Genomic DNA, 14440 nt, shown 5'->3' with positions numbered 1-14440 from the left:
CATTGCCGTGAAACGGAACCTCACCATTGCACTGGTCGCTTTCGCCGCGATCCTGATCGGCGGAGGGCTCCGGTTCTTCGGAAGCGATCGGAAGCCGGCCGTGGCGGCCGCGCCGGTGCCAGCCGCCGTGCCGGTGGTCGCCGCCACCGTCACCGGCAAGGACGTCCCGATCTACCTGCGCGGCATCGGCACCGTCATCGCCTACAACACCGACGTCGTGCGCAGCCAGATTCAGGGGCAGATCGTCAGGATCGCCTTCACCGAGGGACAGGCCGTCAAGGCCGGCGACCTGCTAGCCCAGATCGATCCGCGCCCTTACGAGGCCCAGATCGAGCAGCTGACGGCCAACCGCGACCGGGACCAGGCGCAGCTCACCAATGCGGAGGCCAATCTGTCCCGCTACAATCAGCTCGGCGACAAGGGCTATGCGACCCCGCAACTGATCGAGACGCAGACGGCGCAGGTGGCGCAGCTCAAGGCCGCCGTGAAGGCGGACCAGGCGCAGATCGATCAAGCCAATGTCCAGCTCAGCTATACGCGCCTGACATCGGCGATTCCCGGCATCACGGGCGTTCGCCAGATCGATGTCGGCAACGTGATCCATCCGACCGATCCGAACGGTCTCGTCGTCGTCACCCAGATCGAGCCGATCTCGCTGTTGTTCACCCTGCCGCAGACGGACCTGCCCGTCATCCAGCAGCACGCCGCAAAGGGCGAGCTGAAGGTCATCGCCTACAGCCAGGACAACAAGATGAAGCTCGACGAAGGCACGCTGCTGCTGGTCAACAACGAGATCGCGGGAACGACCGGCACCGTTCAGCTCAAGGCGGTGTTCCCGAATCGCGAGCACCGGCTGTGGCCGGGCCAGCTGGTGAATGCGCGCCTGTTGCTCGAAATTCAGAAGGACGCGCTCACTGTCGCGGGCTCGGCCGTGCAGCAGGGACCGAACGGCAGCTACGTCTATGTCGTGACCGGCGGCCAGACGGCCAGCTTGCGTCCGGTTCACGTCGCACAGATCAGCGATGGCCAGGCGCTGATCGACCAGGGGCTGAAGTCAGGCGACGTCGTTGTGGTCGACGGCCAGTATCGGCTCACGGAAGGCAGCCGCGTCCGCGAACTGCATGGCAAGGCGGCACGGGAGGCCGACCTGCAGAGCGCCGTGCAGGACGCGATCCCATGAACCTTTCGGCGCCGTTCATCCTGCGGCCGATTGCAACCGCCCTGCTGATGGCCGGCCTGCTGCTGTGCGGCCTTGCGGCCTATCCGCTGCTGCCGGTCGGTGCGCTGCCGAACGTCAACTACCCGACGATCCAGATCTCGGCGCAATTGCCCGGCGCAGACCCCGGCACCATCGCCTCGTCGCTCGCCACACCGCTCGAGCAGCAGCTCAGCCAGATCCCCGGCATCACACAGCTCACCTCGTCCAGTGCGCTCGGCGTGGCCCAGCTCACGGTGCAGTTCGAGCTGTCGCGCACGGTGGACAGCGCGGCGGTCGACGTGCTCGCAGCGATCAACGCCGCGAGCCCGTTCCTGCCGCCGAACATTCCCTACCCGCCCACGATCAGAAAGGTGAACCCGGCGGAGACGCCGATCATGCTGATCGCGCTGACGTCGGACTCGCTGCCGCTGACCACGGTCGACGCCTATGCGGAAAATATCCTGCTGCCGAAGATTTCGCAGGTTCCCGGCGTCGGCCTCGTCGGCATCGGCGGCCAGCAGAAGCCTGCGATCCGCATCCGCGTCAATCCGCAGGCGCTTGCCGCGCGCGGCATCGGCCTCGAAGACGTCCGCAACGTCATCGCCGGCGCGAACGTCGATTTGCCAAAGGGCACGCTCAACAGCCCGCGCGTCACCTATACGCTGAACACCAACGACCAGCTGCTGAAGCCCTCCGCCTACGAAGACCTCATCATCGCCTATCGCAACGGCTCGCCGGTGCGGATTCGCGACGTGGGCACGGCGATCGAGGCACCCGAGAACGACCTTCTGGCCGGCTGGTACGGCAAGGAGCCCGCCATCGTCCTCGCCGTCCAGCGCGTGCCCGGCGCCAACGTCATCGAGACGGTCGACCGCGTCAAGAAGCTGCTGCCGCAGCTGCAGGCTTCCGTTCCGCCGGCGATCAAGGTGACGATCGCCGCCGATCGCACCGCCACCATTCGCGCAGCAGTTTCCGACGTTCAATTCACGCTGCTCCTGACGGTCGCCCTGGTGGTGATGGTCATATTCCTGTTCCTGCGGAACTTCTGGGCCACCGTCATCCCGGCGATCACCGTTCCCCTGGCGCTGATCGGGACGTTTGCGGTGCTCTATGTGCTCGGCTACAGCCTCGACAACCTCTCGCTGATGGCACTGTCGATCGCCGTCGGCTTCGTGGTCGACGATGCTGTCGTGGTCATCGAGAACATCGTGCGCCATCTCGAACAGGGCATGACTCCACTGGAGGCGGCGCTCAAGGGCTCCGCCGAGATCGGCTTCACGATCGTCTCCATCACGCTGTCGCTGATCGCGGTTTTCATTCCGCTCTTCCTGATGGGCGGCTACGTCGGCAAGCTGTTCCAGGAATTCGCCGTCACCATCACCGCCTCGCTGCTGCTGTCGCTGATCATCTCGCTCACCCTGACGCCCATGATGTGCGCGCGCCTCCTGAAGGACGATTCACGGAGAAAGCACGGCCGGATCTATCTCCTGTTCGAGCGCGGCTTCGATGCCCTGCTCGCGCTCTACGCGCGGGGCTTGCGCGTGGTGCTGCGGCATCGCTTCGCGACGCTGCTCGTCATGCTCTCGACCATCGCGTTGACCGGCTACCTCTACGTGATCATCCCGAAGGGATTCTTCCCGCAGCAGGACACCGGACAGATCGTCGGCATCACCGAGGCTGCCCAGGACATCTCCTTCCCCGCGATGTCCGAGCGCCAGCAGGCGATCGTGGGCATCCTCTCAAAGGATCCCGCGATCCAGTCGGTAGCGAGCTATATCGGTCCGGGCGGCCCGACCGCGACGCTCAACCAGGGGCGCATCTTCATCGTGCTGAAGCCGAAGCCGGAGCGCAAGGCGAGCGCCGACCAGGTGATCAACCGGCTGCGCCCGCGACTCGCCCACATCCAGGGCATCACACTGTACATGCAGGCGGCGCAGGACATCACGATCGGCGCACGCCTGTCGAAGACGCAGTATCAATACACCCTGACGGATGCCGATTCCAACGAGCTCACCCACTGGTCGGCGATCTTCCTGGAGAAGCTCCGCGCGCTCGACCTCATCAGCGACGTCGCAAGCGACCAGGCCAATGCCGGGCCGCGGCTGGAGGTCACCGTCAATCGCGAGGTCGCCTCGAGCTTCGGCATCCTGCCGACGACGATCGACAATGCGCTCGACGACGCGTTCGGCCAGCGCATCGTCTCCACCATGTTCACCTCGCTGAACCAGTACCACGTCGTGATGGAAGTCGATCCACGCTTCCAGTACGGGCCCGAAGCGCTCAAGGACATCTACCTGAACTCGGCCTCCGGCCAGCAGGTTCCGCTGAGCACTCTGGTCCATGCCGTCATCAAGCCCGCGCCGATCCTGATCAACCACCAGAGCCTGTTTCCGTCGGTGACGATCTCGTTCAACCTGCGGCCCGGCGCCGCGCTGGGCGATGCCGTGACGGCGATCCAGAAGATCGAGAAGGACACCGGCAAGCCCGCCTCGCTGTCGACCTCGTTCCAGGGTAACGCACAGGCGTTCCAGTCCTCTCTGTCGGGCACGCCGTTGTTGATCGGCGCGGCGCTGATCGTGATCTACATCATTCTCGGCGTCCTCTATGAGAGCCTGATCCATCCGATCACGATCCTGTCGACGCTGCCGTCGGCGGGAATCGGCGCGCTGCTGCTGCTGCTGGCGGTCCACATGGATCTCAGCGTCATCGCCATCATCGGAATCATCCTGCTGATCGGCATCGTCAAGAAGAACGGCATCATGCTGGTCGATGTCGCGCTCGAGGTGGAGCGCCAGCATGGGCTCAGCCCCGAGGAGGCGATCTACCAGGCCTGCACGCTTCGCTTCCGCCCGATCCTGATGACGACGATGGCTGCGCTGCTCGGTGGCGTTCCGCTGATGATCGGCTCCGGCACCGGTGCGGAGCTGCGCCAGCCGCTCGGTTACACGATCGTCGGCGGCCTGATGCTGTCGCAGATCCTGACGCTCTACACCACGCCCGTCGTCTATCTCTATCTCGATCGGCTGGGCAACTGGTTCACCGGACGCAAGCCGCAGGCGGCGAAGGCATCCACTCCATCCACGACCGGGGCAGAGACGGAATTGAGCCATGAATCCGCTTGAGAAAGTGAAGACCGGCATGACGGCGGACAAGCTGGTGACCGTCACGCGCGAAATGACGGTCGGCCATGTGGTGCCGGGCATGCCTGAAGTCTACGGCACGCCGATGATGATCTTGCATATGGAGATGGCAGCGGGATCGGCGGTTCAGCCGTTCCTGCCCGCAGGCCATGTCAGCGTCGGGATGATGGTCAATATCCGCCACCGTGCGGCCACGCCCGTCGGCCGCGCCGTGCGCGCGACGGCGCGGGTCGTCGCGATTGAGGCCAGGAGCGTCCTGTTCGAGGTCGAGGCATGGGACGGCGACCGCAAGATCGGCGACGGCACCCACCGCCGTGGCGTCGTCGATGTCGCCGAGTTCGAGAGACGATTCGGTGTGACCAGATCCATGGCCGAGATGGCCTTAAAGTCGCACGCGGTTCGGCCGTAGCTTCGTGCGTTTTGGCAAAGCGCTTACGAAAACGCAAAAGACCGCCTTTCGGCGGCACGGTAGACCTTCCGCATGACAGTCGAACGCCTGGATGGCTCCAACCCCGTACGGCCCCGGCGATGGTGGCACCGCGTGCTGCCGATCCAGACGATACAGGATCGGATTCTGCTGTGGGCCTGGGGCAGCCTCGTCTTGACCCTGCTGTCCTTCGCCTGTTCGCTGCTTGGCGACAACTTCACGGCGATCGCTTTCGCCGCTTTTCTGGCCGCTTCGCTGACGCTCGTCGGCGCGATCCTGGATATCACGGCCCTGAAGAAGGCCCACGCCGAGTTGGAGCGGAGCGAGCTGCGCTACCGCCATTTGTTCAGCCGCATGCCGATCGCATTCCGGCAGCTCGACGCCACCAAGCTCGTCGTGCTGTTTCGAAAGCTGCGCGCCGAGGGCGTCAAGGATCTCGGCGCCTATTTCGACAGCCATCCCGAATTTCTCCGCACCTGCATGGATGCGCTCACCTTTCAGGAGGCCAACGAACGAGCCATCAAGATGTTCGGGGGAGGCGTCGAGGGCTATGTCGGACGTTCCATGGCCGATAGCTGGAAGGAACGCCCCGATACGTTCCGCCGGGCGATGGAGTCCCGCTATCGCGGCGAGACGAATTTCGAGGAAGAGACCAGGATGGTGACGTGGGACGGCCGCATCGTCGACGTTCTCTTCACGACCGCCCGCGTCGGCCCGATCAACGATCTCGAAGTCAGCCTGGTCGGCACGATCGACATCTCGCAACGTATTCGCGCCCAGCAGAAGCTCCAGCAGGTGCAGGCCGAGTTCGCGCATGCCGCGCGGGTCTCGATGCTCGGCGAGCTCACCGCCTCGATTGCTCATGAAGTCAATCAGCCGCTCGCGGCCATCGCCACCAACGGCGCAGCCGGACTTCGGTGGCTGAACAGGCCCACTCCCGATATCGTCGAGATCCGCAAGACGATCGAAAACATCGTCAAAGACGCGCAGCGGGCGGCGAACATCGTGTCGCGCGTTCACGGAATGGCCTCCCGGAGGGCCCCCGAACAGACATCGCTGTCATTTGATGAGATCGTTCGCGAAGCGCTTCTCTTCCTCCGGCACGAACTCGAATCCCGCGCGGTGACGATCGTGCATCGGCCCGATCCGAGCGCGCCGCGGGTGCTCGGTGATCGCACCCAGCTGCAGCAGGTGATCGTCAATCTCGCCATCAACGCAGTGCAGGCGATGACGCAGGCCGGATATGACGATCGCCGGATCGTCATCAGCACGGTCTCGCCGGACGCTTCGACATTGTGCTGTACCGTCGAGGACAACGGTGCAGGCATCGCCGCCGAGCATGTCGGCCGGCTCTTCGACAGCTTCTTCACGACCAAGGAGACCGGGATGGGCATGGGACTGCCCATCTGCCGGTCGATCGTCGAAGCGCATGGCGGCCGGATCGGCGCGGAAGGCAATGGCGCGCTCGGCGGAGCCCGTTTCTGGTTCACACTGCCGGTCTCCGTCCGGGCGGACTCGCCGCACTGCGACGCGTGACCGGAGCGTCTCGGCCGCGGGCTCTATTCCCCGGTCGCAGCCGAACGCACCAGGCGGATCGGAACGCCCTTGTATGACGGCGTGAAGCTGAGCGGATCCCGGGCGTAGAGCGGGACCAGCGGATTGGTCTCCGGATAGTATGCCGCACAGCAGCCGGTCGGGAAGGAGTAGGCCACGACGCGGAAGTTGCGCACGATCCGCTCGGCGCCATCGGTCGATGCGGTTATCAGGTCGACGCGATCGCCGTCGGCCAATCCCCGCTTCTTCAGCTCATACTCGTTGAGGAAGACCACGTCGCGCTGGCCGAACACACCGCGGTAGCGGTCGGACATCGAGTAGAGCGTGGTGTTGTACTGGTCGTGGCTGCGTATGGTGGTGAGCCAGAGGAAATCGGCATCGCTCTGCGGGTCTTCGCCGCACCCTGGAAACACAAGGAAGTTCGCCTTGCCCGACGGTGTCGCCCATATCCGCTCGCGCGCCGTCGAGGTGAGGTGAAAGCCGCCGGGGACACGAATACGGGCATTGTAACCCTGGAAGATCGGGAACACCGCCTCGATCGCATCGCGGATCCGGTCGTAGTCGGCAACGAAACCGTCCCAGTCGACCACCGTGCGCTCGCCTAGTGTCGCCTTGGCGACGCCGGCGATGATCGCGACCTCGCTGCGCAGATGCTCCGATGCAGGCTTGTTGCGGCCGCCGGACGCATGCACCATCGACATCGAGTCCTCCACCGTGATCGACTGCGGTCCCGACGCCTGGACATCGATCTCGGTGCGTCCGAGGCATGGCAGGATCAGGGCGGCGCGGCCATGGATCAGGTGGCTGCGGTTGAGCTTGGTCGAGACGTGGACGGTGAGATCGAGCTTGCCAAGTGCCACCTGCGTCGCCTGCCAGTCCGGAATGGCGGCGGCGAAATTGCCGCCCATCGCAAAGAAGGCCCTCACCTCGCCGCGGATCATGGCCTCCAGCGCGGTCACGACGTTGTGCCCCGGCGCGGACGGCGGCTTGAAGCCGAAGCGTTGCTCCAGGCGCTCGAGGAAGTCTGCCTTGGGAACCTCGGTGATCCCCACGGTGCGATCGCCCTGCACGTTGGAATGGCCGCGAACCGGGCAGACGCCGGCACCTTCGCGCCCGACATTGCCGCGCAACAGCGCAAGATTGGCGATCTGCTGCACGTTGTGCGCGCCGCGCCAGTGCTGGGTGATGCCCATGCCGTAGACGATGATGGTCCGCTCTGCCTTCATGTACGCGCCGGCCGCATATTCCATGTCCTCGCGCGTCAGGCCGGACTGACGTTCGATGTCGGGCCATTGCGTGCGCTTGAGATCGTAGATCAGCGCTTCGACGCCGACGGTGTGACCGCGAATGAAATCCCAGTCCAGGATCTCCGGCTGCTCGGCGGCGCGGGCAACCTCGTCCGCCTCGACCAGGATCTTCATGATTCCCTTGAGGACAGCGACGTCGCCGCCGACCCGCACCTGGAAGAGCTTCGAGCTGATCGTCGTCGACGTCAGCGTGATCATCTCGACCGGGCTCTGCGGCGCCTGGAATCGCTCCAGCGCGCGTTCGCGAAACGGGTTGAACGAGATGATCGATGCGCCGCGACGCGCCGCATTGCGCAGGCTGGTCATCATCCGCGGGCTGTTGGTGCCCGGATTCTGGCCGAGGATGAAGATGCAATCGGCCTTGTCGAAATCTTCCAGCAGCACGGTGCCCTTGCCGACCCCGAGCGAGTACGGCAGGCCGACGCTGGTCGCCTCATGGCACATGTTCGAGCAGTCGGGGAAATTGTTGGTGCCGTATTCGCGTACGAAGAGCTGATAGAGAAAGGCTGCCTCGTTCGAGGTCCGCCCGGAGGTGTAGAACTCCGCCATGTTCGGGTCCGGCAGTGCCCTGAGCTCACGTCCGATCATGTCGAACGCATCGCTCCATTCCACCGGGAGATAGCGGTCGGATGCGGCATCATAGGCCATCGGATGCGTGATCCGCCCGACCATTTCGAGATCATAGTCGCTCCAGCTTGCGAGCTCGGTGATGGTATGCTCGGCGAAGAATTCAGGGGTGCAGCGCTTTGAGGTTGCCTCCCAGGCGACCGCCTTGCCGCCGTTCTCGCAGAACTCGAACGACGAGGTGTGCTTCGGATCGGGCCATGCGCAGCCGGGACAATCAAAGCCCTGCGGCTGATTCATTCGGCTCAACGTCGCCGCGCCCTTCAGCGGCACGCGCTGGACCAGAAGCGCCTCGCTGAGCGCCTTGAGCGCGCCCCAGCCGCCGGCTGGTTCACGGTAGGGACGAACCGATTTCGTGGTCATCTCGATATCTCTCGATCTTGCACTTCTCCGGGCCAGTTAAGGATCGGACGGGCAGAGCCGTCTTTTCAAAACGAAGCCGAATTTCTCAATTGCACACGCGCGATTCCGGACCGCCGGTCGCAGCAGCCAGTGCATTCCGGCAAAAGGAGCGCCATTCCCGGAAGCTGAAACGACGAGCGGAAACTAGGGTTGGCGGTTGAAGCCCCTGCGCCACAGAGGGCTTTCGCCAATCTTCAGGAGCGACCCAACATGTTTTCACGACGCGATTTGCTGGCCATGTCCGCGGCAGGCGCCGCTATGGTCGGCTCCAGTGCACAGGCCGCAACCTTCGGCAATCCGGATGAACCGCCGCAAGGGGCGGTAAACGCAAGGAGCCCGGGAAGCCTGACCGATCCCGGTCCGCAGAATCCCGCACTCGCCAAGCAATTCCCATCGGTGCAGAGCCCGCCCGCGACCGATGTCGGCGGCCTGCCGATGGATTGGGCCTCGTTCAACAATGCGCCGAAGCGGATCCAGAATGGCGGCTGGGCCCGGCAGGTCACCGTCGAGGACTTCGCCATCTCCAAGGAGATCTCCGGCGTCAACATGCGGCTGTCCGCCGGCGGCATCCGCGAGCTGCATTGGCATCAGGCCGCCGAATGGGCGATCATGACCTACGGCACCTGTCGCATCACGGTGCTCGACACCCAGGGGCGCCCCTATGTCGCCGACCTCAAGGCCGGCGACCTCTGGTATTTTCCGTCGGGCGCGCCGCATTCGCTGCAGGGACTGGGTCCCGACGGCTGCGAATTCGTGATCTGTTTCGATGACGGCCATGCCAACGAGTTCAACACGTTGCTGGTGACGGATTGGCTCGCCCATACCCCGCCCGAGGTCCTGGCCAAGAACTTCGGCGTCCCGGCCGAGGCCTTCGCCAAGATCCCGCTGCACAATCTCTGGATCTTCCAGGGGACGGTGCCCGGCGATCTCGCCACCGATCGCGCCGCAGTCGCCAGGCACGCCGAAGCGCCGCCCTACCCGTTCGTCCATTCGCTCGGCAGCTCGACCCCGGTCAAGGAGAGCTCCGCAGGAAACATCCGCGTTGCCGACAGCAGCAACTTCAAGGTGTCCACCACCGTCGCCGCGGCACTGGTGACGATGCCGCCGGGAGCCGTCCGGGAAATGCACTGGCATCCGAACGCCGACGAGTGGCAGTACTACATCAAGGGCAAGGCGCGGATGACGGTGTTCGACACCGGTCCGAACGCGCTGACGACGGATTTCTCGGCCGGCGACATCGGCTATGTCCGGCGCAATCTCGGCCATTACGTCGAGAATGTCGGCGACACCGAATTGCAATTCGTCGGAGTGTTCCGCGCACCGCGGTACGAGGAGGTCTCGCTCTCCAACTGGCTGACGCACACGCCGCCCAAGCTCGTCGCCCAGCATTTCAACATCGACGAGAAGCTGATCGCCCAATGGCCGGACAACGGCCCCGGCGTCATGCCCAAGTCCTGAATGTCCAAGTCCTGAATGTCCAAGTCCTGAAAGACAAACTCCTGAAAGACAAACTCCTGAACCTGGGCCGTGAACGAGGGCCTGAACGAAAAAGGCGCCGGAAACGGCGCCTTTCTTCTTGGCCGCGATAGCTCACGGCAGGTTCGAGCCGCGCGTCCGTCAGTAATGATCGACCGCCGCCGCGGACTTGCCGCGGAAGACACGATAACCGACCGCGACATAGAGCAGCATCAGCGGAAAGACGAACAGGCCGGCGCCCCAGAACAGGAATGCGAGACTTGCATGAGGCGCCGCGGCCTCGTCGATCGTCACGACGAACGGGATCATATAGGGCCAGAAAGACAGGGCGAGCGTGCCGAACGCCGCCGCGAAGATCAGCGCGACCATGTGAAATGGCCAGTAATCGTCGTGGCGCAGGACACTCGTGGCGAGCACTGCGGCGGCTCCGGCGCCGACGAGCGGAAACAGGAACAGATAGGGCCGGTCGGTCCAGCGCTGCAGGATCGGAAGATGTTCGGCAAGCGCATAGGCGAAGACGACGATCAGGAACATCAGGACGCCGATGGCCAGCGGCGAGATCTGGCGCCGCGCGGCGTCCCGAACGGGACCATCGCACTTCCTCACCAGCCAGCAGGCGCCGAGCAGCGAATAGCCGAAGCAGAGTCCAATCCCGCACAGGGCAGAAAAGACAGTGAGCCAGCCGAACGTCCCGCCGACGTAGTCGCCGTTGGAGAATTGGAGTCCTGCGACCAGGGCCCCCACCATCGCGCCCTGCATGAAGCTGGCGGCAAGCGAGCCCGCGACGAAGCTGACGTCCCAAATCCATCGCGAACGGAGCGCCTTGCCGCGAAACTCGAACGCCACGCCGCGCAGGATCAATCCGAGCAGCATCACGATGACCGGTATATAGAAGGCTGACATCACCGTGGCGTATGCCAGCGGAAACGCGCCCCACATGATCACGCCGGCGACGACAAGCCAGGTCTCGTTGCCATCCCAGACCGGAACGACCGTGCGCAGCATCGCCTCCCGTTTCGCCTCGCTGCGTGCGAGGCCGAACAGCATCCCGACCCCGAGGTCGAAGCCGTCCAGAAGGAGATAGATCAGGATGCTGATGGCAAGAAGCGCAACCCAGAACGTCACCATGGCTATTCTCCCGCCTCGACGATGGTCGGCATTTTGTCGGCCAGCGACATCGGCCGGTTGGGCACGGGAACGTGCAGCGGCTCGCCGCCGAGTCCCGCCGGTCCGGCGCGCAACAGCCGATAGATGTAATAGGTTCCGAACGAGAAGATGAAGGCGTACACCGCGACGAAGAGGATCAGCGAAGCCGTGGCGGCCGACGCGGTCAGGAACGGCGTCACGGCATCCGCCGTGCGTAGCGCGCCATAGACAGTCCATGGCTGGCGGCCGACTTCCGCGGTGTACCAGCCCGTGAGGATGGCGATCCAGGGCAATGGAAAGCTGAGGAAGATGCCCCACAGCAGCAGGCGGCTGCGCTCGAGCCGGTGCCTGAGCCCGAGCCAGGTCCCGAGCCAGGCAAGCCCCAACATCACGAAGCCGCAGCCGACCATGATGCGGAAGGCAAAGAACGGGATCGCCACCGGCGGGCGGTCCTGCGGCGCGAAGCTGCTCAGGCCGATCTCCTTCGAGCTCAGGCTCATGCTTGCGATGATGCTGCCGAGCACGGGGATCGATATCGCGTATTTGTTCGACTCGGTGCTTGAATCCGGGATCGCGATCAGCACCTCCGAAGCCGGTTGCTCGTCATGCCAGCGCGCCTCGATCGCGGCGAACTTGGCCGGCTGATAGTCGTGGACGTAGTCGCCGACGAGATGCCCGATGAACAATTGCAGCGGAAGCAGCACCGCCGCGAGCGCAAGACCCATGCGCAGCATCACATGCGCCTCGGCCCGATAGGTCCGCCGCAGCAGATACCACGCGCCGGTCGCCGCCACGCAGAACGCGCCGGTCAGATAGGAGGCCAGCAGCATGTGCGGAAACCGGACCCAGACCACCCGGTTGAAGATGATCTGCGCCCAATCGTCAGGCACGAACTGACCGTTTTGCAGGACATAGCCGGTCGGCGCCTGCATCCAGCTGTTGTTGACCATGATCCAGAACGCCGACAGCGTGGTTCCGAGCGCGACCATCGCAGTCGAGAACAGATAGAACCAGGGCGGCACCCGCGACCGTCCGAAGATGAGGATACCGAAGAAACCCGCCTCCAGCATGAAGGCGGTGAACGTCTCGTAGGCCAGCAGCGGGCCCTGGATCGGCCCCGACATCCTGGACAGCACGCTCCAGTTCGTTCCGAACTGGAACGCCATCACAACGCCCGATACGACGCCCATGCCGAAGGCGACACCGAAGATCTTGAGCCAGAACTCGAACAGCGTCCGGTACACTGGCCTGCCACGGTACAGGTGCATCGCTTCGAGCACGGTCAGCCAGGCGGCAAGCCCGATCGTGAACGCCGGGAAGATGATGTGGAACGAGATGGTGAACGCGAACTGCAGCCGCGACAGGAGAAGCGCCGTCGGATCCATTGGGAAGCCCCTTCTTTTCTCACGCTCGCTTCGCGAACTCGTCCGCCGGATCCGGCACTTCACCGAGGCTGCCGGTCTCTTTGCGGAGGTCGTTCATTCTTGCCTCCCTGGCAGTTGATGTCGGCGGCGCCGTTCCGGCACTTGCTGGAAATCATAGGCCGCGCACGGCGCCCCCGCTTCCGCGAGCGAACGTCCCTTTTCCGAATGGCATGGTGCGTCGGCGCATGTCCGGGAGACCGCTCAGCCGGTGTCGCACCAGCGCCGATTCCGCAAGCACACCAGGAGCACAGAGGTCGACAATGTGATCGGCACGGCAAGACCGGCCGCATCCAGCCGCCTCGTCGCATAGCCGCCGACCGCGGCGCCGAACAGGAACATCAGGCAGAGCACGAGCATGGCCGCGCCGCCACGCGAGGCGTCGCGATCGGATGTCGACACGAATTGATCGATGGCGCGCAGCATGTTGCCGGTCACGGTGACCGAGAGATAGCCCCAGCGCTCGACGTGCCTGAAGCTGGCGGACTGCAGCGCGATACCAAAGGAGATTCCGAGGATCACGATCGAATCAGGGACCCGGTGCAGCAGCAGCATCGCCGCCGCGAGGCAGGCAATATGCGCCATGAGACAACGCAGCGGCGCCTGGATGCGGATCGCCACCCAGGCGCCGAGCAGAAAGCCGACGATCGGCAGCAGATGGTGCTCGGCCCGCGGCCACCGTCCGGACAGGGCGTCGATGCCAAGGAAGACGACATTGCCGGTCTGCGAGCTCGCGAACACACCTCCGAGCGAGAGCCAGGTGAAGGCATCGAGAAAGCCGCCGGACATGGTCAGCAGGGATGCAACCAGGAGCGACCGCTCCGGCATATGGGCTGTGACGCGTGGCTCGGCTCCCGGCTCCGCCGATGCGGCCTGCATCACCATCCTGGTCGGCCCGCAATGTCAACAGCCGGGGCGCGGCGCGGCCTCGTCGGGCAGCACGACGCGTCGCGGGTGCGTGAACACGCCGTATCCGTCATCGCGGGCGATCGCCACGAGCGTGATGCCCGCTTCCCTCGCGGTCTGGATGGCGAGTGCGGTCGGGGCGGACACGGCAACGACGACCGGGGCGCCGATCATCGCCGCCTTCTGCACCATCTCGACCGAGACGCGGCTCGTCAGGAGCACGGCGCCTTCGCAGGCCGAACCGCCGCCGCGGAGGATCGCGCCCGCGAGCTTGTCGAGAGCATTGTGGCGGCCAACGTCCTCCCTGACCGGACCGATGCCGGTGCGAGGGGTCCAGAAGGCCGCTGCATGAACCGATCGCGTGTGCCGGTTCAATGTCTGAAGCGGAGACAGCGCCTGCATCGCGTCCAGCAGATCCGCTGCGTGAAAGGCAACGCCGCGATCTTTCACCCGCGAGGGCGCGCGGCGGGCCTGTTCAAGGCTTTCGATGCCGCATAGCCCACACCCAACCGGGCCGCTGATGGAGCGCCGGCGGGCCGCCAGGGATGCCGCGCGGTCGCCATCGAGCCACATCCGCACCTCGACGCCAAGCTCGTTCGGGATCAGATCGACGCTCCTGATCTCGCTTCTTCGTCCGACGATGGCCTCAGTGAGGCTGAAGCCGATACCGAAATCTTCCAGATCGGCGGGCGTTCCCATCATCACGGCATGGGTCGAGCCGTTATAGGTGAGCGCGATGGCCGTCTCCTCGGCAACCAGCCGCGAGGTCGACCGCATCTGACCGCCGCGCCAGGCAATCTCCCGGTGCCGCGTGAATGTCGAACCCGTCATCATGGCTC

The 14440-nt window shown here is 64.7% G+C and carries 10 protein-coding genes; 5 read left to right on the top strand and 5 right to left on the bottom strand.

Features of this window, described 5'->3' with window-relative positions; all coding sequences use genetic code 11:
• The first annotated feature begins 7 nt into the window (after positions 1-7).
• The 4 genes from XH87_RS32655 to XH87_RS32640 all read left to right on the top strand — a co-directional run bounded on the left by XH87_RS32655 (position 8) and on the right by XH87_RS32640 (position 6301).
• On the top strand, positions 8-1180 hold the full coding sequence (locus XH87_RS32655; RefSeq protein WP_271590408.1) for an efflux RND transporter periplasmic adaptor subunit: 1173 nt from the start codon (positions 8-10) through the stop codon (positions 1178-1180).
• A complete protein-coding gene (locus XH87_RS32650) occupies positions 1177-4320 on the top strand; it encodes an efflux RND transporter permease subunit (RefSeq protein WP_035699197.1) in 3144 nt (1047 codons plus the stop codon). The genes XH87_RS32655 and XH87_RS32650 overlap by 4 nt, the downstream gene beginning before the upstream one ends.
• Positions 4307-4747, top strand: coding sequence for a thioesterase family protein (locus XH87_RS32645; protein WP_158669305.1), 441 nt, complete (start codon positions 4307-4309; stop codon positions 4745-4747). Before XH87_RS32650 ends, XH87_RS32645 begins: the two co-directional genes overlap by 14 nt.
• A gap of 72 nt (positions 4748-4819) precedes the next feature.
• The gene (locus XH87_RS32640; protein ID WP_271590407.1) at positions 4820-6301 is read left to right on the top strand and encodes a sensor histidine kinase; all 1482 of its coding nucleotides are present in this window, start codon (positions 4820-4822) and stop codon (positions 6299-6301) included.
• Between the two features lie 23 nt (positions 6302-6324).
• Here the strand turns inward: XH87_RS32640 and XH87_RS32635 are convergent, their stop codons facing one another.
• Entirely contained in the window at positions 6325-8613 is a 2289-nt protein-coding gene (locus XH87_RS32635) for an FdhF/YdeP family oxidoreductase (protein ID WP_271590406.1), read from the bottom strand.
• A gap of 249 nt (positions 8614-8862) precedes the next feature.
• Between XH87_RS32635 and XH87_RS32630 the strand changes: the two genes are divergently transcribed.
• Positions 8863-10110 carry an oxalate decarboxylase family bicupin gene (locus XH87_RS32630; RefSeq protein WP_158672091.1) on the top strand — a complete coding sequence of 416 codons (1248 nt, stop codon included), beginning with the start codon at positions 8863-8865 and terminating at the stop codon, positions 10108-10110.
• Between the two features lie 159 nt (positions 10111-10269).
• On the opposite strand, the gene cydB is transcribed toward XH87_RS32630, so the two are convergent.
• The 4 genes from cydB to fdhD all read right to left on the bottom strand — a co-directional run bounded on the left by cydB (position 10270) and on the right by fdhD (position 14435).
• A complete protein-coding gene (gene cydB, locus XH87_RS32625) occupies positions 10270-11256 on the bottom strand; it encodes a cytochrome d ubiquinol oxidase subunit II (RefSeq protein WP_271590405.1) in 987 nt (328 codons plus the stop codon).
• A gap of 2 nt (positions 11257-11258) precedes the next feature.
• The gene (locus XH87_RS32620; protein WP_271590404.1) at positions 11259-12659 is read right to left on the bottom strand and encodes a cytochrome ubiquinol oxidase subunit I; all 1401 of its coding nucleotides are present in this window, start codon (positions 12657-12659) and stop codon (positions 11259-11261) included.
• A 240-nt stretch (positions 12660-12899) separates the two neighbouring features.
• On the bottom strand, positions 12900-13574 hold the full coding sequence (locus tag XH87_RS32615; RefSeq protein ID WP_271590403.1) for a YoaK family protein: 675 nt from the start codon (positions 13572-13574) through the stop codon (positions 12900-12902).
• A 24-nt stretch (positions 13575-13598) separates the two neighbouring features.
• Entirely contained in the window at positions 13599-14435 is an 837-nt protein-coding gene (gene fdhD, locus XH87_RS32610) for a formate dehydrogenase accessory sulfurtransferase FdhD (RefSeq protein ID WP_271590402.1), read from the bottom strand.
• Between the last annotated feature and the right edge of the window lie 5 nt (positions 14436-14440).

The organism is Bradyrhizobium sp. CCBAU 53415 (genome assembly GCF_028128735.1).
Classification (GTDB): Bacteria; Pseudomonadota; Alphaproteobacteria; order Rhizobiales; family Xanthobacteraceae; genus Bradyrhizobium.
This window is presented reverse-complemented; position numbering and strand designations above follow the sequence as displayed.